19 protein-coding genes are annotated in these 19,369 nt (G+C 67.6%); 11 read left to right on the top strand and 8 right to left on the bottom strand.

Going from position 1 to position 19,369, the window contains the following annotated elements; translation table 11 throughout:
• Positions 1-14 precede the first annotated feature (14 nt).
• Complete coding sequence (locus BLU38_RS29520; protein ID WP_091530850.1) at positions 15-1,388, top strand: OFA family MFS transporter; 1,374 nt, start codon at positions 15-17, stop codon at positions 1,386-1,388.
• 2 nt (positions 1,389-1,390) lie between these two features.
• Positions 1,391-1,540 carry an MFS transporter small subunit gene (locus BLU38_RS31285; protein ID WP_172836250.1) on the top strand — a complete coding sequence of 50 codons (150 nt, stop codon included), beginning with the start codon at positions 1,391-1,393 and terminating at the stop codon, positions 1,538-1,540.
• On the opposite strand, the gene fdhD is transcribed toward BLU38_RS31285, so the two are convergent.
• Entirely contained in the window at positions 1,530-2,363 is an 834-nt protein-coding gene (gene fdhD / locus BLU38_RS29515; protein ID WP_091530847.1) for a formate dehydrogenase accessory sulfurtransferase FdhD, read from the bottom strand. The genes BLU38_RS31285 and fdhD overlap by 11 nt on opposite strands.
• Positions 2,364-2,384: 21 nt before the next feature.
• Positions 2,385-3,290, bottom strand: coding sequence for an alpha/beta fold hydrolase (locus BLU38_RS29510; protein ID WP_197679921.1), 906 nt, complete (start codon positions 3,288-3,290; stop codon positions 2,385-2,387).
• 63 nt (positions 3,291-3,353) lie between these two features.
• Between BLU38_RS29510 and BLU38_RS29505 the strand changes: the two genes are divergently transcribed.
• On the top strand, positions 3,354-4,235 hold the full coding sequence (locus BLU38_RS29505; protein WP_231920095.1) for an AraC family transcriptional regulator: 882 nt from the start codon (positions 3,354-3,356) through the stop codon (positions 4,233-4,235).
• 51 nt (positions 4,236-4,286) lie between these two features.
• On the opposite strand, the gene nrfD is transcribed toward BLU38_RS29505, so the two are convergent.
• The 4 genes from nrfD to BLU38_RS29480 form a co-directional block, all read right to left on the bottom strand.
• Positions 4,287-5,384 (bottom strand): NrfD/PsrC family molybdoenzyme membrane anchor subunit, encoded by a 1,098-nt coding sequence (nrfD, locus tag BLU38_RS29500; RefSeq protein WP_091530844.1) that lies wholly within the window; start codon positions 5,382-5,384, stop codon positions 4,287-4,289.
• Positions 5,381-6,427, bottom strand: coding sequence for a 4Fe-4S dicluster domain-containing protein (locus BLU38_RS29495; protein WP_091530841.1), 1,047 nt, complete (start codon positions 6,425-6,427; stop codon positions 5,381-5,383). The genes nrfD and BLU38_RS29495 overlap by 4 nt, the downstream gene beginning before the upstream one ends.
• Entirely contained in the window at positions 6,427-9,765 is a 3,339-nt protein-coding gene (fdh, locus tag BLU38_RS29490; RefSeq protein ID WP_269458146.1) for a formate dehydrogenase, read from the bottom strand. Before fdh ends, BLU38_RS29495 begins: the two co-directional genes overlap by 1 nt.
• Positions 9,766-9,958: 193 nt before the next feature.
• Positions 9,959-10,747: an MOSC domain-containing protein gene (locus BLU38_RS29480; RefSeq protein ID WP_157683852.1), complete on the bottom strand. Its 789-nt coding sequence runs from the start codon at positions 10,745-10,747 to the stop codon at positions 9,959-9,961.
• A 98-nt stretch (positions 10,748-10,845) separates the two neighbouring features.
• Between BLU38_RS29480 and BLU38_RS29475 the strand changes: the two genes are divergently transcribed.
• Positions 10,846-11,220: a DUF5655 domain-containing protein gene (locus BLU38_RS29475; RefSeq protein ID WP_091530829.1), complete on the top strand. Its 375-nt coding sequence runs from the start codon at positions 10,846-10,848 to the stop codon at positions 11,218-11,220.
• A 22-nt stretch (positions 11,221-11,242) separates the two neighbouring features.
• Here the strand turns inward: BLU38_RS29475 and BLU38_RS29470 are convergent, their stop codons facing one another.
• Positions 11,243-11,605 (bottom strand): DUF488 domain-containing protein, encoded by a 363-nt coding sequence (locus tag BLU38_RS29470; RefSeq protein ID WP_231920094.1) that lies wholly within the window; start codon positions 11,603-11,605, stop codon positions 11,243-11,245.
• Between the two features lie 129 nt (positions 11,606-11,734).
• Between BLU38_RS29470 and BLU38_RS29465 the strand changes: the two genes are divergently transcribed.
• The gene (locus BLU38_RS29465) at positions 11,735-13,186 is read left to right on the top strand and encodes a DUF2252 domain-containing protein (RefSeq protein WP_231920093.1); all 1,452 of its coding nucleotides are present in this window, start codon (positions 11,735-11,737) and stop codon (positions 13,184-13,186) included.
• A gap of 21 nt (positions 13,187-13,207) precedes the next feature.
• On the opposite strand, the gene BLU38_RS29460 is transcribed toward BLU38_RS29465, so the two are convergent.
• The gene (locus tag BLU38_RS29460) at positions 13,208-13,768 is read right to left on the bottom strand and encodes a helix-turn-helix domain-containing protein (protein WP_091530823.1); all 561 of its coding nucleotides are present in this window, start codon (positions 13,766-13,768) and stop codon (positions 13,208-13,210) included.
• Positions 13,769-13,842: 74 nt separating this feature from the next.
• Here BLU38_RS29460 and BLU38_RS29455 point away from each other — a divergent pair, with 74 nt between their 5' ends.
• The 6 genes from BLU38_RS29455 (at position 13,843) to BLU38_RS29430 (ending at position 19,359) form a co-directional block, all read left to right on the top strand.
• Positions 13,843-15,036, top strand: coding sequence for a benzoate/H(+) symporter BenE family transporter (locus BLU38_RS29455; protein ID WP_091533380.1), 1,194 nt, complete (start codon positions 13,843-13,845; stop codon positions 15,034-15,036).
• A gap of 469 nt (positions 15,037-15,505) precedes the next feature.
• On the top strand, positions 15,506-16,429 hold the full coding sequence (pdxS, locus tag BLU38_RS29450) for a pyridoxal 5'-phosphate synthase lyase subunit PdxS (RefSeq protein ID WP_269458145.1): 924 nt from the start codon (positions 15,506-15,508) through the stop codon (positions 16,427-16,429).
• Positions 16,423-17,067 carry a pyridoxal 5'-phosphate synthase glutaminase subunit PdxT gene (pdxT, locus tag BLU38_RS29445; protein ID WP_091530820.1) on the top strand — a complete coding sequence of 215 codons (645 nt, stop codon included), beginning with the start codon at positions 16,423-16,425 and terminating at the stop codon, positions 17,065-17,067. The genes pdxS and pdxT overlap by 7 nt, the downstream gene beginning before the upstream one ends.
• Positions 17,068-17,244: 177 nt before the next feature.
• A complete protein-coding gene (locus tag BLU38_RS29440) occupies positions 17,245-17,640 on the top strand; it encodes a MerR family transcriptional regulator (protein ID WP_091533376.1) in 396 nt (131 codons plus the stop codon).
• A complete protein-coding gene (trxA, locus tag BLU38_RS29435) occupies positions 17,621-17,953 on the top strand; it encodes a thioredoxin (protein WP_091530816.1) in 333 nt (110 codons plus the stop codon). The genes BLU38_RS29440 and trxA overlap by 20 nt, the downstream gene beginning before the upstream one ends.
• A 128-nt stretch (positions 17,954-18,081) precedes the next feature.
• Complete coding sequence (locus BLU38_RS29430) at positions 18,082-19,359, top strand: MFS transporter (RefSeq protein WP_091530813.1); 1,278 nt, start codon at positions 18,082-18,084, stop codon at positions 19,357-19,359.
• Positions 19,360-19,369 lie beyond the last annotated feature (10 nt).

Here is a 19,369-nt window from a genome sequence, read left to right as displayed (position 1 = left end):
TCTGGAGGTGTGTCTTGGCTGCGTTGGGATTCTTGGACCGCGAGCGCACGGTGGCGCCGCACGGATACAGCAGATGGTTGATCCCACCCGCGGCGTTGGCGATCCACCTGTGTATCGGCCAGGTGTATGCGACGAGCGTCTACAAGGAGGCGCTGCGGGAACGTTTCGACACCAATCTGACCTCGATCGGACTGATCTTCTCGATCGCGATCGTCGCACTGGGACTGTCGGCTGCGGTGTTCGGGACCTGGGTGGACCGCGTCGGGCCACGCAAGGCAATGTTCACCGCCGCCTGTTGCTGGGCCGTCGGCTTCCTGGTCGCGGCGGCCGGCATCGCCGCCGGTCAACTCTGGCTGGTCTATCTCGGCTACGGGCTGATCGGCGGGATCGGCCTCGGCATCGGCTACATCTCGCCGGTCTCCACGCTGATGAAGTGGTTTCCCGATCGGCCGGGGTTGGCCAGCGGGATGGCGATCATGGGCTTCGGCGGCGGGGCGATGGTGGCGGCACCGCTGTCCAAGCAGCTGCTGGCCTGGTACGGCGTCGAGGCCGCGCCCGGTCCGGCGGTGACGAAGCTGTTCATCACCCTCGGCGTGGCCTACTTCGTGTTCATGATGATGGGCGTGATCACCATCCGGGTGCCGTCCCAGGGCTGGCAGCCGCCGCACTTCGATCCGGCGGCGGTGCGGGCCAAACCCTTGGTGTCGACCGGCAACGTGTCGGCGGCGAACGCGATCAAGACCCCGCAGTTCTGGCTGCTGTGGATCGCCCTGATGTGCAACGTGACGGCCGGCATCGGCATCCTGGAGAACGCCGACAAGATGATCCAGGACTTCTTCCGCGACGGCAGCAATTCGGCGGTGAGTGCCGTCGCGGCGGCCGGCTTCGTCGGGCTGCTGTCGGTCGGCAACATGAGCGGGCGTTTCATCTGGTCGACCGCCTCGGACGGTATCGGGCGCAAACCGACCTACCTGATCTATCTCGGCGGTGGCATCGTGCTCTACCTGTTGCTGGCGTTCGTCGGCGGCGCATCGGTCCCGCTGTTCGTGCTGTTCTGTCTGGTGATCATCTCCTTCTACGGCGGCGGGTTCGCCACCGCTCCGGCCTACCTGCGAGACCTGTTCGGCACCTTCCAGGTCGGCGCGATCCACGGTCGGCTGCTGACGGCGTGGTCGACCGCCGGCATCGTCGGACCGCTGATCGTCAACCGGGTGTTGGATTCCCAGGGCGAGCCGGGCAAGCTGGCGGCCGCCGACTATCGGCCGGCGCTGTTCACCATGGTCGGCATTCTCGCGGTCGGACTGATCGCCAATCTGTTGATCAGGCCGGTCGCCGAACGCTGGCAGCAGCAGGCGTCGACCGGTGACCGTTCCGAGGCCAGGAGTTGATCATGAACGAAGATCACGGATCGGGCGCGGGAGCTCGCACCGAAGGCAAGTACAAGCTGGAGTTGGTGATCACCTGGGCGATCGTCGGGATCCCGTTGCTCTACGGGATCGTCAACGCGATCAAGGCGGTCGTACAGCTCTTCACCGGCTGACCGTCCCCACCCGGTCGGCCCGGGCGTACACATTCATCGAGTGGTCCCGGAGGAATCCGACCAGTGTCAGACCGTTCTCGTCGGCCAGGTCGACGGCCAGCGAGGACGGTGCAGAAACGGCGGCCAGTAAGGGAATCCCGGCCATCACCGCCTTCTGGACGAGCTCGAAGGAAGCGCGGCCGCTGACCATCAGGATCGTCTCGCGTAGTGGCAGCAGGTCGTTGCGCAGCGCGTGACCGATCACCTTGTCGACCGCATTGTGTCGGCCGACGTCCTCCCGTACGCAGAGCAACTGGCCGTCGGCGGAGAACAGTCCGGCCGCGTGCAGTCCGCCGGTCTTGTCGAAGATCTTCTGGGCGTCGCGGAGTCGGTCCGGCAGTGCGGCCAGCACCTCGGCTCCGACCCGCATCGGATCGTCGGCCACCGACCAGGCTGCCGTCGTCCGGACCGCGTCCAGGCTCGCCTTGCCGCACAGCCCGCAGGAGGACGTGGTGTAGAAGTTGCGTTCCAGGGAGGTGTCCGGGACGGGCACGTCGTCGGCCAGGTCGACATCGACGAGGTTGTAGGTGTTGAGCCCGTCGGCGGCAGTGCCCGCGCAGTAGCGCGCCGTCACCAGATCGTCGGCGCTGTGCAGCACGCCTTCGCTGACCAGGAAGCCGACGGCGAGATCGAAGTCGTCGCCCGGTGTCCGCATCGTGACGGTGAGCGAACGTTCATTGACTCGGATCTCCATCGGCTCCTCGACGGCCAGGGTGTCCGGCCGCCGGGACGGCTTGCCGTCACGGATCCGTAGCACCGGCCGTCGTGCCGTCACCCGTCCCATCCCGAATCTCCTTCGCCGACATCAATCGCGACCCGATCCTACGTCCGCGGTGTGTGCTGCGGTGAAGGTGAGGAGGGCTGCGGCGGTCCGCTGCGGATCCTCCAGATTGGGGGAGTGGCCGAGACCGGGCATCATCGTGATCCTTGCGCCCCGAACGGCGTGATAGTCGGCGGCCGCCGCCGGGTCCCACCGCTGATCCTGATCACCGAAGATCACCAGCAGCGGCCTACCGATCGGTGCCAGCCGGTCCGGCAACGGTTGCTCTTCCAGGTAGCTGCGGATGGCAACGGAGACGGCCCCGAAGGCCTCGAAGTCGATCTCCCGAAACTGGTCGACGTACGAAGCCGGGATCGCAAACCCGGGATGGAAGCCGTCGCGGATCGCTGCCCTGATCTGATCATCGGTCAGGTCCGACCAGGCGGCGTTGCGGAGCGGGACGTCGGCGGCGATGTAGGCCGACATCCGCGGTCCGGTGTTGATCAACACGACACCGTCCAGCAGGTCGGGACGGTGCACGGCGAGGGCGGTCGCGAAGACGCCGCCGCTGGAATGCCCGGCGACCACGACCCGGCCGACACCGAGCCGGTCCAGCAGGACACCGATTCGGCGGACCTGATCGGTGACGGCGTAGTTGCCGTCGTCGGGTCGGGATGAGCGGCCGCAGCCGAGCAGGTCGATCCTGATCACCCGATGGGATCCGGTCAGCGACCCCAGCATCGGCTCCCAGGAACGGGCCGAGGCCCCGGTGCCGTGGATCAGCAGCAACGCCGGTGCGTCCGCCGGCCCGTTCTGGCAGACATGAAGGTCGACGCCGTCCAGCGTGATGAGCTCGTCGGAGTCGAGCATCCGGGGCAGGGCGTCGGCGGCGGGATGCTGATCGCCGGGCGCCGGTGGTGCGGTCGAGGTGTGATCGTCAGAAATGGTCATGGCAGCCACCGTGCACCGGTTCCGGAGGGCCGGCTTGGACAAATGTTCCCGCAGGACCAGCCGATGACGCGGAATACTGGGGTCGTGGGCACCGACGAACGGCTACCGGCCCCGCCGGCTGACGGGATGCTGTGGGACATCGCGACCCCGACTCTGTCCAGCCGGTTGCCCGGCGTCACGATGGCCGGCTTCACCGATCGCGGGATCACGCCGCCGGCGCTGCGGCTGATCCCGCATCCGGCGGTGACATTGATCGTGGTCTTCGACGGGTCGATCGCCGTCGAGGACGGAGACGGTCGACCGTATCGCGGCAGCTTCGCGATCGGGCCAGGCTACGGCGATGCGCTCCGCGCCCTGCAGGTCGACGCCTTCAGCTGCCTGCAGGTCCGGCTGTCGCCGGTGGCGGCGCACGCGCTGTTGGGCGGGTCGGCCGCCGAGTTGGACACCGTCATACCGCTGGACGCGTTGCTGGGGCCCGATTCCGATCGGCTCAACGACCGGCTCGCCGCGGCCGGGACGTGGCAGCAGCGGTTCGCCGTCCTGGACCGGTGGTTCTCCGATCGGCGCGCGGCTGCCGGGTCGCCGATCGACCCGGAGGTCGGGTGGAGCTGGCAGCGGATCGCATCCCGGCGGGGCGCCGTTCGGGTCGAGCAGTTGGCGACCGAACTCGGCTGGTCCCGCAAACGTCTGTGGTCCCGTTTCGGGTCACAGCTCGGCCTGAGTCCGAAGCGGGCAGCGAAACTGGTCCGGTTCGATCATGCCGTCCATCGACTCGTGGCGGGCGGTCCACCGGCCCTGGTCGCGGCCGAGGGCGGTTACGCCGACCAGTCCCATCTGCACCGCGATGTCGCCGCGTTCACCGGACTGACGCCGGGTACGGTGACGGCGGAACCGTTCCTGGCCGTCGACGACGTTGCGTGGGGTTGGCCCGGCCGGGGTGGCTGAGGATCGGTGACGTTGCCGCGGAGCTGCGGTGATCGTCTACGCGGCCGCCGGCTAATCGACCGTCGTGATCGAGTCGTCGGTGGTTCCGTCGGCGCGGCGTTTCGCGAGCCGGTTCTTCTGCGGCTCCACGGTGTAGCGCGGATCCTTCGCCGACGCGATTCCGGCCTCCAGGACGCCGAGTCGGGTCAGCGCGGAGGCGGCGACGAGCGCGAGTCCTGAACCGGCGGCGATACCGCGGTTGCGGCCGCCGACCAGGGCGCCCAGACCGCCGACGGCGGTCAGTGCCTTGCTCACGGCGAGCATCGTTCCGGCCCGCCCCTGATGCAGTGGTTCGGCGGCGATCGGATCCATCCGGCGTTCCATCACCGTTGTGGCCGCCAGGTCGCCGGCGGCGCCGATCACGGCCAGACCCCGGGCCGGGCCGGCCTCGCCGACCGGCGTGGTGAGCATGGCCAACCCGCCGGCGGCCATGCTGCCGGATGCGGCGAACACGAAGGGCAGGTCCTCTCGGGCGGCATTCCAGGTCGGTGTCGAGGTGTCGGACAGCAACACCGCGGTGTAGACCGCCAGCGGCGGCGCGAGCAGCGCACTGCCCATCGCGGCCGGGTCCTCCAAGCCGTGCAGCAACCGGCGCAGAGGGCCGAGGGGGAGTCGTTCACCGGTCAGCCGGTCCACCTCGGAGGCGGTGGTGACGGCGACACCGGTGGTGAACGCGCTGAAGATCCAGGCGCCGAGATTCATCGGCGAGGTGACCTTCACCGTACGGAGCAGGTTGAGGAAGCGCTCGGGCCGCCCGAGGTCGGCAACAACCAGTCCGAGCCCGGCGCCGGCCGCTCCCATCGCCGACAGCCGGGCGTTGCGGCGCAGCTTCGGCCGCCGGGTCAGCCGGGCACCCAACCCGAGCAGCGCCGATCCTGCCGAGAGACCGCCGAAGAACAGATATCCGGCGATCTCCGGTCCCCATGGCGCGGGCTTGACCACCGGTCGGCCGTAGTACGACGTGAACTCCGGCTCGGGCACCATCGGCATCTCACGCGTTCCGTCGCCACCCTGACCCGCACCCGTTCGGCCCGCGCGTCGGCGCCGGCGCTTGCCGCCGCGTCGCCCGAGGTCGGGCGGCCGCAGGCTGTCGTATTCCGAGGTGCTCATCGGCGACGTCCTCCCAGGAAGGCGATGGCGGCTGCGGCGACCATCCCGGCCGCGGCCAGTCCGGCCCGCTTGAACATCTGCGGCAGGTCCGCGGTCGGCACCCGCGGGTCCGGCGGCAGACCGTAGGCCTCGGGCTCGTCCAGCAGCAGGAAGATCGATCCGGTGCCGCCGACGCCGTCCAGCTCGTTTGCGCCGTACAGCCGGGCTTCGGTCATGCCCTGGGCATGCAATTCGGCGACCCGTTCCTTGGCGGTGGCCAGCATCTCGTCCCGATCGCCGAACTTGATCGACGTGGTCGGGCAGGTCTGCGCACAGGCGGGAGTCTGATCATCGACCAAGCGGTCGTAGCAGAGCGTGCACTTCTGAGCGATCCCGACCCGCGGCACCTCGGGCTGCTCGCCCTTGCGCTGCCCGCGCCGTTCGCCGGGTTGCACGGTCCCGTCGGTCCGCCGTTCGATGACGCCGAACGGGCAGCCGGCGACGCAGGCGCCGCAGCCGTTGCAGACGTCGGGTTGCACCACGACGGTGCCGAACTCGCTGCGGAACAACGCTCCGGTCGGGCAGACATCCAGACAGCCCGCATGCGTACAGTGCTTGCAGACGTCGGAGGCCATCAGCCAACGGAACTCCGGCGTATCCGGCGGCGCCGTATCGTTCAACGAAACCGAACCGGTGGCAGGATCGGCGACCAAGGGTCCTGAGTCTGTCGACGGACCGTGATCCGAGGGCGGGCCGACGGTCGGCATCCCAAGATCAACAAGGGCCCGGCCGGAGGCTCGTGCCTGCTCGATCCGTTCGGGTCCCTGCTCGATGAAGGCGACGTGCCGCCAGGTGCTGGCCCCGAGTTCGCCGGTGTTGTCGTAGGAGGATCCGAGCAGCTCGAGATCACCGTCGCGGGGAAGTTGGTTCCATTCCTTGCAGGCGACCTCGCAGGCCTTGCAGCCGATGCAGATCGAGGTATCGGTGAAGAACCCCTTGCGGTGTTGATGTTCCGGCCATCGTGCGTCGGCGGCCGGGTCGCTCGGACCGGAGAACTGGCCCATCAGTCCTCCTTCCCCTGATCTGTTCCCGGGCGGTGTCGGTCTCTTCCCTGGCTGCCCGGATCGGTCACGGTCTGGTTGTCGGTCTCGGTCGTCGCCCCGGCTCGAGTCTGGTACTCGGTGACCAGGTCCAGCAACTCCCGGCCGTGCGGACGGCGTCCGGCACGGATGTCGCAGGAGCCGACCTTGGATTCCTGGATCAGCACATTCGGGTCCAGCGTGATGCCGAGCAGGTCGTTGGCGGCGTCGCCGGTGATCACCGCGTCGCTGCCGACGCCCCAGTGATAGGGCATGCCGATCTGATGGATGGTACGGCCGCCGATGATCAACGGTGAGACCCGGTCGGTGATCAACACCCGGGCCTCGATCGCGGCCCGCGGCGAGATCAACGTCGCCCAGCCGTACGGCTCCAGTCCGCGTTCGGCGGCCAGCTGCGGCGACACCTCGCAGAACATCTCCGGTTGCAGTTCGGACAGGTACGGCAGCCAGCGGCTCATCCCGCCGGCGGTGTGATGTTCGGTCAGCCGATAGGTGGTGAAGACGAACGGGTACACGTCGGCGCCCGGGGTGCCGGCGCTCGGCGCACTGAGGTTGTCCGGACGGGCGAACCGCACCCGGGCCGGACTCTGCTGCTGCGGGTAGAGGGCGTTGGCCACCGGCGATTCCTGTGGCTCGTAGTGCGTCGGCATCGGGCCGTCCACCAGGCCGTGTGGGGCGAACAGCCAACCCTTGCCGTCGGACTGCATCACGAAGGGGTCGTCGCCGGCAATCGCGTCGGGCCCGCCGACACCGGGATCGGGTCGGCTGTGCGGGGCTCGATCCGGTACGAAGTCAGGCACGTCGTCACCGATCCACTTGCCCTGCTCACGGTCCCACCAGACGTAGCGTTTCCGTTCGCTCCAAGGGTTTCCGTCCGGGTCGGCGGACGCACGGTTGTAGAGGATCCGCCGGTTGGCCGGCCACGCCCAACCCCACTCCAGTGCCGTCGGGCCCTGATCGCGGCCCGGCTTGCGACGGGCCGCCTGGTTGACTCCGTCGGCGTACACGCCGGTGTAGATCCAGCAGCCGGCCTCGGTGGATCCGTCGGCCCGCAGCTCGGTGTAGGCCGACAGTGGTCTGCCGGCACCGGGCCCGGTGAGTTGCCGGCCGTTGATCTCGGCCAGCACGGCCTCGGAGTCGGGGTTGCCGTGTTCGTCGTCCGGGTAGTCCCAGGTCAGGTCCAGCAGCGGCCGGTCCCGGTCGTCGGTCGAATCGGCCAGCAACGCCCGGACCCGGTTGCCGAGATCGATGAAGAAGTCCAGGTCGCTCTGACAATCGCCCGGCGGCGCGACCGCCTGGTGCCGCCACTGCAGCAGCCGCTGGGTCTGGGTGAACGATCCGGCCTTCTCCACATGCGATGCGGCCGGCATGAAGAACACCTCGGTGTCGATCTCCTCGGTCTTCAGCTCGCCGGTCTTGATCTCCGGGCCGTCCTTCCAGAACGTTGCCGATTCGATCATGTTCAGGTCGCGGACGACGAGCCACTTCAGATGCGACATGCCGAGCCGTTGCATCCGCCCGTTGGCCGAGCCGACCGCAGGGTTCTGGCCGAGCAGGAAGTAGCCCTCTACCTCGTCGGCGAGCATTCCGGTGACGGTCTGGTAGGTGCCGTGCGGTCTGGTGATCCGGGGGAGGTAGTCATAGGCCCAGTCGTTGTCGGCAGTGGCGGCGTCGCCCCACCAGGCCTTCAGCAGACTGATCGTGTAGGCGTCGGCGTTGGCCCAGAATCCCTTCTGTTGTTTGGAGCCGACTGCCTCCAAATAGTCGGCGAAAGTGTCATGATCACCGGCCTTCGGCATCGGCAGGTAGCCGGGCAGCAGGTTGAACAGAGTCGGGATGTCGGTCGAACCCTGGATGCTGGCATGACCGCGCAGCGCCATGATGCCGCCGCCCGGCCGGCCTATGTTGCCCAGCAGCAGTTGCAGGATCGCCGCGCTGCGGATGAACTGGGCACCGAGGGTGTGCTGGGTCCAGCCGACCGCGTAGGCGAAGCAGGTGGTGCGGTCCCGGCCGGAATTCTCGGTGACCGCGCGCGCCAGGTATCCGAAGTCCTCGACGCTGATGCCGCACAGGTCGCGGACCATCTCCGGGGTGTAGCGGGCGAAGTGCCGCTTGAGGATCTGGAACACGGTCCGGGGATGCTGCAGGGTCTCGTCGCGTTCGACCTCGGCATGCTCGAGGGCGGGCCCGCCGCTGCCGTGTTGATCACCGGCCGCCCGCTGCGATGCACTGGCTCCGTGTTCTCCGGGGCCTCGGCGCGTGCCCGGTTGTCCCGTTTCGTCGGTGTCGTGACCTTGATAGGCCCAGCTGGCGGGGTCGTAGGCGCCGGTCTCGGGGTCGAAGCCGGAGAACAGGCCGTCCAGGTCCTCGGGGTCGCGATAGGCCTCGGTCACGATCGTGGCGGCGTTGGTGTAGGCGGTCACGTACTCGTCGAACCAGAGCTCATTGCTGATCACGTAGTTGATCAACGCGCCCAACAACACCACATCCGAGCCGGCCCGGATCGGCAGATGCCTGTCGGCGATCGCCGAGGTGCGGGTGAACCGGGGGTCGACATGGATGATCTTCGCGCCGCGGGCCTTGGCCTCCTCGACCCATTGGAATCCGACCGGATGGCATTCGGCCATGTTGGAGCCCTGGATCACGATGCAGTCGGCATTGGCCATGTCCTGCAGATACTGCGTGGCACCGCCACGCCCGAACGAGGCTCCCAGACTGGGAACCGTTGCGGAGTGTCAAATCCTGGCCTGGTTCTCGATCTGGATCGCGCCGGCGGCGGTGAAGAGTTTCTTGATCAGATAGTTCTCTTCGTTGTCCAGTGTCGCGCCGCCCAACGACGCGATGCCCATCGTCCGGCGGAGCCGCCGGCCCTGGGCGTCGTTCTCCTGCCAGGTGTTGCGTCGGGACTCGATGAAGCGTTTGGCGATCATGTCCATCGCGGTGTTGCGATCGAGTCGTTGCCAGTCCTTGCTGCGCGGCGGGCGATAGAGCACCTGGGTCTGCCGGCCGGGGGAGTTGATCAGTTGCTCGCTGGCCGCGCCCTTCGGGCAGAGCCGACCGCGGGAGATCGGCGAATCCTTGTCGCCCTCGATCTGGACGACCTTCTCGTCGCGGACGAACACCCGCTGTCCACAGCCGACAGCGCAGTAGGGACAGACGCTCTGCACGACCCGGTCGGCGGTCGTGGTCCGGGGCGCGATCTCGCGGGTCCGTTCGGACGTGACGGCCGGACCCCGGCCGAAGAGATCACCGGAGCGCAACTGCCGGACCACCGGCCACTCCAACGGACTCCATCGCGCCATGCGCTGAGCCTAACCCCGTCCGGTTCGTCCCGACAGAGGGGCCGATGGTGTGTCCGGCTGTGCGCGGTCGGCGCCCGCGCCGGCTCGGCTCCACGATCGCCCTGACGCCGACCGGGAGCCTGTCGTTGACCGTCGTGCTCAGATCGGTTGGAACTTTGAACGAGTTGGAACCTGACAACCGGCCGTACTCCGTTCAGCCGTCGGCGTCGACGATCAGTTCGTCCCCGACCGAGATCGTGCCTGGCTGCAGGACTGCGGCGTAGATGCCGAAGAGCGCTCCGGGTCCGAGGACCGAGTCCTGGCGGCCGCGATAGCCGGTGATCACCCGCAACGTCTGCAGGTCCACCTCGCCGGAATCGACGTTGCGGGTGGTCGCGGCACAGCGTTTCACCCCACCACCGGCCCGCAGCACCGCATCGCCGATCTGCAACCGAAGCCCGTTCCAGGAATCCTCGACGTGGGGCACCCCGCCGGAGAATTCGATCAACATCCGGAACCGGCCCGGGTCGATACTGGCAAGGCCGGCCTGTCGCGCCAGTTCCTGGACCGACCCGGTGCCGAGCAACGTCGCAGGCTGCACGTCGACGGCCGGTTCGCGGGCCTGCAGCAGTCGCACCGGGCGACCGATCAGGTCGGAGAAGAAGGTGTGCCAGATCGGGTCGGCGACCTCGTCGGCCGGCAGCGTACGGAGTCCCCACATGTCGGTGTCCGCCGCCGATCCGGGCTCGATCACCCCGGTCAGCAGTTCGTCGGCTCCGCGGCGAATGCTCAACCGCCGGCTCTGCTGCTGCCAGTGCGCGGTCAGACCGTACAGCGCCTGGTTCCGGGTGCAGCTCTGCAGCTTGCCGTTGTCGTCGATCAGCAGGAACTGCCGATCTCCGACAACGCCGCGGGCCGTCAACCGGATGGCATCGGGGTGATGCAGGGACAGGCCCTTCACCGGGGTGGTCGACAGACGCGTGACGGTGTGATCGGTCGGCACCCCGCCCAGCCTGCCATGCGTCGGCCGACCCGGCGGCACCCGCGTCCTGCTGTCGACGATCGCGCCGGGCTGTCGGACCGACGCCCTACGCTGACGCCATGACGTGGATTGTTGAAGATCATCTGCGGGGCCAGCCGGAAGCGTCGGTCGCTCTGTATGACCGGTTTGTGGAGCTGCTCACCTCGGTCGGCGAGTTCCGCTCTTCGCCCTCGAAGTCGACCATCACGTTCAAGGGGACGCACCGCGGATTCGCCGGCGCGCGACCGGACCGTCGCGGCCTGGTCGGCTATCTCGATCTGCAGCGGATCGTCGAGGACGAACGGATCACCAACGTCTCGCCTTACACCGCAAAACTGTTCGTCCATCACTTCAGGATCTCGACATCCGACCAGTTGGACGAAGAGTTCCTCGGCTGGCTCCGGGAGGCGCACGCCGTCGGTGACGGTGCGCACCGCGGCGCTCGTCACCCGTGAGGTTCCGCCGCGTTCTGCGTCGTCACCCGGTGAGCAGGTCCTTCAGCACCTGAGCTTCGCTGATCTCGGGACGCTTTGTCGCGGTCAACAGGGTCAGCGTCGACTGCGCCGCCATCGCCCTGAGGTCCGCGAGCAGGGCGGCGCGTTCCGGCTCCTCCAACTCGGCCCGGTAGCGCTCGGCGAAGTCGTCGTAACTGTCGGGATCGTGGCCGTACCACTTTCGCAACTCGGTGGACGGCGCGATCTCCTTGCACCATTGATCAAGCCGGGCCCGTTCCTTGCTGATGCCGCGGGGCCAGAGCCGGTCGACCAGCACCCGGTGGCCGTCGCCGTCCGCGGGAGGATCGTAGATCCGACGGATCTGCACACGCGCTGCGTTCGTCACGATCATCACGCTGCACCCGGAGCCGGCCGGCGTCAAGGATCGTCGGCCGGCCTCGCGCGTCCCAACGGCCCGACGAACGCCTGCCCCGTACGATGCCTGCGGGGACCAACTCAGGTGAGGGAGGGTTCGGTGGCTGATCCGGTCGGTGGCCACGTGGTGCTGCCATCGGTGCAGAGTGAGTCCTTCTTCTCGCTGCGGCAGCGTCCGATCTCCCGTGAGGAGCGGTACGCGATGGGGCGCGGGCTGCGCGAGCAGGTGCCGCGCCGTGAGTTGGGGGTGTGGTCTCCGGAGCCGGACCGTGCGGACCCGGTGGAGTTGATCATCGAATCTCACCAGGGACGGGTACCCGAGCTGATCCCGATCCGGGTGGCTCGGATGCTGTCCTCGCCCTACGGTTTCCTGCGGGGTACGGCGATCGTGATGGCCGCCGACGTGGCCGGGCTGCCGTCGACCGGGATCATGCCGGTGATCTGCGGAGACGCGCACCTGGGCAACTTCGGTTTCTACGCCTCGCCCGAGGGTGAGCTGGTGATCGATCTGAACGATTTCGACGAGGCGCATCCGGGGTGTTGGGAGTGGGATCTGCGGCGGCTGGTTGCCAGCATCTGGGTCGCCGGCCGGGAGAACGGAGCCCGTGAGGACCAGTGCGGGGACGCCGTCGCCTCCTGCGTCGCCGCCTATCGTCACGAGGTGCGGTTCCTGGCCGACGAACCGCTGCTGAAACGCGCCTACAACCATCTCGACGTCGAACGGCTGCAGGGTGCGGCGACCGAGAAGAGCCTGCAGAAGGAGATCGAACGAGCCGCACGGCGGGCCCGGCGTCGGACCAGTGACCGTGCGCTGCCGCGTTTCACCCGCGAGCATGCCGGGCAGCGGCAGATCGTGGAGGAGCCGCCACTGATCACCCGACTCCCCGCCGAGGAGTACGACGCCGTCGCCCAAGGGCTGGACGACTACCTGTCCACCATCCCGCCACAATGGCGGCGGACCCTCGGCGGCTACACCTTGATCGACATCGCGCACAAGGTGGTCGGTGTCGGCAGTGTCGGTCTGCGTGCCTACATCGCTTTGCTGGAAGGGAGTTCGCCCAGTGATGTGGTGTTCCTGCAGCTCAAACAGGCACGCCGATCGGTGCTGGCGCCGTACGTCCACGGCGACTCGGCCTGGCATGATCACCAGGGCCAGCGGGTTGCCGAATACCAACAGGCGCTGCAGACCGTGAGCGATCCGTTGCTCGGCTGGACGACCGTTGGCAGTAGGCAGTATTACGTCCGGCAGTTCCGCAACATGAAGGGCACCATCGGGCTGGACTCGATCGACGTCGCCGCCCTCACCGACTACGCCGGCATCGTCGGCCATCTGCTGGCCAAGGGCCACGCCCGGACCAGCGGTGCGTCGATGATCGCCGGCTACGTCGGGTCAAGTGACAAGCTCGATCAGGCGATGTGCCGTTTCGCGGCCGGCTACGCCGACCAGACCGAAGCCGATCATGGTCGATTGGTCGAGGCGGTCCGGCACGGCGAACTGCCGGTCGACCAGGACGCCCTCGACATCGCCGGCTCCACCTTCCGCCCGCGCTGATTCGTTCGAGCGAACGACCGCTCAGCGATCCGCCGGCGAGACGATCACGACGATCGCCTCGGCCGGGCCGTCGACGGCGACATAGCGGTGCGATTGATTGCTGGTCCAACCACGGGACTGGCCGGCGGTCAGCGTCGTCAGCCGGCCGGTCGGCCCGACCCGCAGCCGTCCGTGTCCGACGGTGAGGTGTTCGCGTACCTCCGGTCCGTGGGCAGGGGACTCGTGGCTCGCGCCTGCCGGGAACTCCAGTCGGAACACCTCGACAGTGCTGCCGTCCGGCTGGTGTCGGACGTCCAGGGTGATCGCCGACATCCCCGAATGCCCGGTGATCGCCGGACCATCCGCATCCGGCGACAGCGTGGTCCGCGCCGCTTCACCGAGCAGCGCGGTCAGCGGGACCTGCAGCGGGAGTGTCAACGCATACAGGGTCTCCAGGGTCGGGTTCCTGCGGCCGGACTCGATCTCGGACAGTGTCCCCTTGCCGATACCGGCGCGCCGGGCGAGCTCGGACAGGCTCAGCCGGCGCCCCTCACGCAGCTGGGTCAGCCGGCGTCCGACCGCCACCGCGTTCGCTCCGACCATCGGGCTTCCCCTCCTCGGTTACCGACTGCTACCGTTCTGTTCGTGGAACGTTCTGTATCCGGAACGGAGTGCTGATGAGCATAACCCGAAATCAGGCGCCGATCGCCGTCCCCGTCGGGGCCGGTGTGGTGACCGCGCTGGTCGGCTCCAGCAGCTCGTTCGCGGTCGTGCTGTCCGGGCTGCACGGTGTCGGTGCCACACCGGCGCAGGCGGCATCGGGGCTGCTCGCATTGATGGTGTTGCTCGGTGTCGCCACGATGATCCTGGCGCGTCGGTTCCGGATGCCGATCACGGTCGCCTGGTCGACACCCGGTGCGGCGCTGCTGGCCGGGAGTGCCGCGGTCAGCGGGGGATGGCCCGCTGCGGTCGGTGCCTTCTGTGTGACCGGAGCACTGTTCATGATCACCGGACTGTGGCCGGGCCTGTCGACCTTGATCGGCCGGATCCCGACACCGATCGCGCAGGCGATGTTGGCGGGCGTGTTACTGCCGCTGTGTCTGGCGCCGATCACGGCGGTGGCTGCTCACCCACTGACGGTTGCGCCGATCCTGCTGTGCTGGTTGATCCTGCTTCGCCTGGCCCCCCGATGGGCGGTGCCGGCGGCGTTCGTCGTCGCGGCCGTGGTGATCATCATCAGCAGCGCCGGGGCGGATTCGGTGCCGACACTCGGCCAATTGGTGCCCCGGCCGGAACTCACCGTGCCGCACTTCAGCTGGCAGGCGGTGATCGGGCTGGCGATCCCGCTCTACATCGTCACGATGGCTTCGCAGAACCTTCCCGGTGTGGCGGTGATGCGCAGCTACGACTATCAGGTCCCGTGGCGACCGGCGATGTTGATCACCGGCGCCGGCACGATCCTCGGCGCCCCGTTCGGTGGACACGCGATCAACCTGGCCGCGATCAGCGCAGCCCTGGCCGCGGCACCGGAGGCTGACCCGGATCGCCGCCGTCGCTGGGTTGCCGCGTTCTCCGCCGGCGTGACCTATCTCGTGCTCGGTGTCTGCTCGGCTGCGTTCGCCACCCTGGTGACGCTGGCTCCGCCCGGCGTGGTGGCGGCGGTCGCCGGCATCGCCCTGATTCCGACCCTGGCATCGTCGGTCGCCGGTGCCGTCGAACAGGCGGACGAACGCATCCCCGCGGTGATCACCTTCCTGGTCGCCGCCGCCGGATTCAGCGCTCTCGGCATCAGCTCCGCCTTCTGGGCTCTCGTCGCCGGCCTCGTCGCCCGCGCCGTCCTCCGCCGCCCCTCACCCGACCCCAGCCGCTAAGAGCGCGATTTCCGGACACTCGTCCGATCTTCGGGCGAAACCACAGTCAGCCCGATCAGAACATCCGCCAGCTCCCGAGAACGCGATATGTGGACACTCGGCCGATCTTCTGCGCGGATCAGGGCTCCGAGGGCGCGAATCCTGGACACTCGTCCGATCTTGCTGCCAAGTCCAGCCGGAGCAGGGCCGATCCTTGAGGGCGCGATTGTTGGCCTGTCGGCCGATCTTCTGGGCCGGGCGCAGGCCTGAGGTCGCGAAGTCCGGACATGCGGCCGTTCTTCTGGCCCCGGGTTGGTGGGCACCTCCGCGAGGTCTGGACCCGGGTGATCCGGTTCCGGGGGAGGAGGGGTTGGGTGTCCACTCGATCCTGATTGGACTGCTTTGACGTATCCACTCCGACGGCGATTGCGGGAGACTCGTCATGAGCGTCGATCGACGGCGCTGACACCGAGGAGTTCAGGAGCAGGCGATGACCGACACGATCCAGCGGACCGAGCAGAACGGGGCCGACCGGCACACCGGGACCACACCGGTGAAGCGCGGGATGGCCGAGATGCTCAAGGGCGGCGTGATCATGGACGTGGTCACCGCCGAACAGGCGAAGATCGCCGAGGACGCCGGGGCGGTCGCGGTGATGGCACTGGAACGAGTGCCGGCCGACATCCGTGCTCAGGGCGGCGTGGCGCGGATGAGTGACCCGGATCTGATCGACGGCATCATCTCCGCGGTCTCCATCCCGGTGATGGCCAAGGCTCGGATCGGACACTTCGTCGAAGCCCAGGTGTTGCAGTCGCTGGGCGTGGACTACATCGACGAGTCCGAGGTGCTGACCCCGGCCGACTACGCCAACCACATCGACAAGTGGGCGTTCGGTGTGCCGTTCGTCTGCGGCGCGACCAACCTCGGCGAGGCACTGCGACGGATCACCGAGGGCGCGGCGATGATCAGGTCCAAGGGCGAGGCGGGCACCGGCGACGTCTCCAACGCCACCACCCACATGAGGCAGATCCGCAGCGAGATCAACCGGCTGCGTTCGCTGTCCAAGGACGAGCTTTTCGTTGCTGCCAAGGATTTGCAGGCACCGTACGATCTGGTCCGCGAGGTCGCCGAGCTCGGCAAGCTGCCGGTCGTCCTGTTCACCGCCGGCGGTATCGCCACGCCGGCCGATGCGGCGATGATGATGCAACTCGGAGCCGAAGGCGTCTTCGTCGGGTCGGGCATCTTCAAGTCCGGCAACCCGTCACAGCGGGCCGCGGCGATCGTCAAGGCGACCACCTTCTACGACGACCCGGACGTGATCGCCAAGTTCTCCCGCGGTCTGGGTGAGGCCATGGTCGGCATCAACGTCGACGACATCCCCGAGCCGCATCGGCTCGCCGAGCGTGGGTGGTGACCCCGAGCAACTCCCGTCGGCGGGTCGGGGTGCTCGCACTGCAAGGTGACGTGATCGAGCACCTCCGCTCGCTGGAGACGGTCGGTGCCGAGCCGGTCCGGGTCCGACGGCCGGAGGATCTGCAGCGGCTGGACGGGATCGTCATTCCCGGCGGGGAGTCCACCACGATCGACAAGCTGGCCAGGATCTTCGAGGTCCGGGATCCGTTGGTGGCAGCGCTGCGCGAAGGATTGCCGGCCTACGGCTCCTGCGCGGGGATGATCCTGCTCGCCGACCGGATCACCGGTGGCACTCATGATCAACAGACCTTCGGCGGTCTGGACATCACGGTTCGCCGCAACGCCTTCGGCCGGCAGTTGGACTCCTTCGAGACCGATCTCGATCTTGATCTCGACGATCAACCGCAGCAACCGTTCCATGCTGTTTTCATCCGGGCGCCCTGGGTGGAGAAGGTCGGCGGCGACGTCCGTGTCGTCGGTCGTGTCCACCTCGCTGATCCAGCCGCCGGGTCCGTCGATGACGCCGCGGGAGGCGCCATCGTCGCCGTCCGGCAGGAACAGCTGCTGGCGACCTCATTCCATCCCGAGGTTTCCGGAGATCCACGGTTGCATGCCTACTTCCTGCGGATGCTCGACTGACGGCCCGCGATATCGCGATCTCATCGCCACCTGACGGTCCGCTCCAAGCGTGACGGGCGCCCGGCCGTCGGCTTGAGATCGCAATTTCGCGGGTTGATCACTTGACCTTGACACCGGTGTCAACGCTTATCGTCGATGTCTCAGAACATGTAGCGGCGAAGAGGTTCGGTGGACGTGATGCAGATCGGAGAGCTGGCGACCAAGGCCGGTGTGAGCACTCGTTCGGTGCGCTACTACGAACAGCAAGGACTGTTGCCGGCACGACGCCGAGCCAACGGCTACCGGGAGTTCGACGAGCAGGACCTGCAGCTGGTCACCCAGATCCGTCAACTGCTTGGTACCGGCTTCACGCTGGACGACACCCGCCCGTTCGTGGAGTGTCTGCGGTCCGGCGAACCGACCGGTGACTCATGCCCGGATTCGGTCGCGGTGTATCACCGCAAGCTGACCGAGCTGGACTCCGAGATCGCCGAGCTCGTCCGTCGCCGTACCGACCTCGCCGAACAGCTTGCGCGCAGCTGCCCTGGCTGCGCACCGACACCGGAGGAACGCGATGCAGACGCTGACCACTGAGAATTTCGACGCCACGCTCGAGCAGAGCACGCTGCCCGTACTGGTGGACTTCTGGGCCGAGTGGTGTCCGCCGTGCAAGGTGATGGACCCGATCCTCGACCAACTGCAGAAGGAGCTCGCCGATCGGCTGCTGGTTGCCAAGATCAACAGTGACGAACATCCGCAGATCTCCGCCCGTTACCGGGTCCTCGGGCTGCCCACGATGTTGCTCTTCGTCGGTGGCGAACCGGCACTGTCGATCAAGGGCGCCCGATCCAAGCGGGCACTGATGAGCCAGCTCGAACCGCATCTGGTTGCTACGGCTGTGGGCTGAGGCGCCGGTCGGGCCCTGTCCTTCGAAGCCTGTCCTTCGAAGCCTGTGCTTCGACAGGCCCAGGGCGATGAGAGAGCTGCCGACCGAGATAGATAGCCTGGCTTCCGTTCTACGGGAGAGGGCCTTCGATGTCACAGCCGACAGCATCAGCCAAGCTCGACTCCGACCAGCGGAGCGCGTTCGCCGCGTCCTGGCTCGGGTGGATGTTGGACGCGTTCGACTACTTCCTGATCGTCCTGGTCTACGCCGAGATCGGTAAGGACTTCGGTGTTTCGCTGGAACGGATGGCGTTCCTGACCACGATCACGTTGATCATGCGTCCGGTCGGTGCCTACCTGTTCGGGATCTGGGCAGACCGGGTCGGCCGCAGGTTGCCGTTGATCGTCGACGTCTGCTTCTACTCGGTGGTCGGTTTCGCCTGCGCCTTCGCCCCCAATTTCACCGTGCTGTTCATCCTGCGGCTGCTGTACGGCATCGGGATGGGCGGGGAGTGGGGACTCGGTGCTGCGCTGACGATGGAGAAGGTGCCGCGGCACCGACGCGGGTTCTTCTCCGGCATCCTGCAGGGCGGCTACTCCTGCGGCTATCTGCTCGCCTCGCTGGCCTTCCTGTTGGTGCATTCCGCGCTGGGGCTGAGTTGGCGGTGGCTGTTCGCGTTGAGCATCCTGCCGGCGCTGATCAGCTTGATCATCAGGACCAGGGTCCGGGAGTCGGAGGTCTGGGAGACCACCCGGACCAAGATGAACCGCAGCAACACCTCGATCCGTCAGGTGTTCCTCAATCCCAAGGTGCTGCGCCGGTTCATCTACCTGGTGCTGTTGATGGCTGCCTTCAACTGGATGAGTCACGGCACCCAGGACATCTACCCGACCTTCCTGAAATCGACCGAGCACGGCGGCGCCGGGCTGGCGGCGACCACGGCCAGCTGGATCGCGGTGATCTACAACATCGGCGCCGCGGTGGGCTGCGTCATCTTCGGCTCGCTGTCCGACCGGTGGGGGCGCGGCCGCAAGGGCACCATCATCCTGGGTGCGGCACTGACGCTGCCGATCATCCCGATCTTCGCCTTCTCCCAGACCGCCGGCTGGCTGTGCCTGGGGTCTGCGCTGATCCAGGCCACCACCCAGGGCGCCTGGGGCGCGATCCCGGCCCATCTGAACGAGCTGTCACCGAACGCGATCCGCGGCTTCTATCCCGGCGTCACCTACCAGCTGGGCAATCTGATCGCCGCCTTCAACCTGCCGATCCAGCAGGCGCTGTCCGGCCACGTCGGCTATCCGACGGCGATGGCGGTGACCGTCGGCGGAGCAGCGATTGCGGTCATCGTGCTGACCGCCTTCGGTCGGCAGGCCAAGGCGATCGACTTCAGTTCCGACGAACCCGCGGAGTTACGCAGCACCGGCTGAGACCTCGGGT

The sequence above is a fragment of the Microlunatus soli genome (genome assembly GCF_900105385.1).
Classification (GTDB): domain Bacteria; phylum Actinomycetota; class Actinomycetes; order Propionibacteriales; family Propionibacteriaceae; genus Microlunatus; species Microlunatus soli.
This window is presented reverse-complemented; position numbering and strand designations above follow the sequence as displayed.

Coding starts and splice junctions, on each gene's coding strand:
- BLU38_RS31285 (WP_172836250.1), top strand. CDS start 1,391: ATGAACGAAGATCACGGATCGGGCGCGGGAGCTCGCACCGAAGGCAAG.
- fdhD (WP_091530847.1), bottom strand. CDS start 2,363: ATGGGACGGGTGACGGCACGACGGCCGGTGCTACGGATCCGTGACGGC.
- BLU38_RS29510 (WP_197679921.1), bottom strand. CDS start 3,290: ATGACCATTTCTGACGATCACACCTCGACCGCACCACCGGCGCCCGGC.
- BLU38_RS29505 (WP_231920095.1), top strand. CDS start 3,354: ATGACGCGGAATACTGGGGTCGTGGGCACCGACGAACGGCTACCGGCC.
- nrfD (WP_091530844.1), bottom strand. CDS start 5,384: ATGAGCACCTCGGAATACGACAGCCTGCGGCCGCCCGACCTCGGGCGA.
- BLU38_RS29495 (WP_091530841.1), bottom strand. CDS start 6,427: ATGGGCCAGTTCTCCGGTCCGAGCGACCCGGCCGCCGACGCACGATGG.
- BLU38_RS29475 (WP_091530829.1), top strand. CDS start 10,846: ATGACGTGGATTGTTGAAGATCATCTGCGGGGCCAGCCGGAAGCGTCG.
- BLU38_RS29460 (WP_091530823.1), bottom strand. CDS start 13,768: ATGGTCGGAGCGAACGCGGTGGCGGTCGGACGCCGGCTGACCCAGCTG.
- BLU38_RS29455 (WP_091533380.1), top strand. CDS start 13,843: ATGAGCATAACCCGAAATCAGGCGCCGATCGCCGTCCCCGTCGGGGCC.
- pdxS (WP_269458145.1), top strand. CDS start 15,506: ATGACCGACACGATCCAGCGGACCGAGCAGAACGGGGCCGACCGGCAC.
- BLU38_RS29440 (WP_091533376.1), top strand. CDS start 17,245: ATGCAGATCGGAGAGCTGGCGACCAAGGCCGGTGTGAGCACTCGTTCG.
- trxA (WP_091530816.1), top strand. CDS start 17,621: ATGCAGACGCTGACCACTGAGAATTTCGACGCCACGCTCGAGCAGAGC.
- BLU38_RS29430 (WP_091530813.1), top strand. CDS start 18,082: ATGTCACAGCCGACAGCATCAGCCAAGCTCGACTCCGACCAGCGGAGC.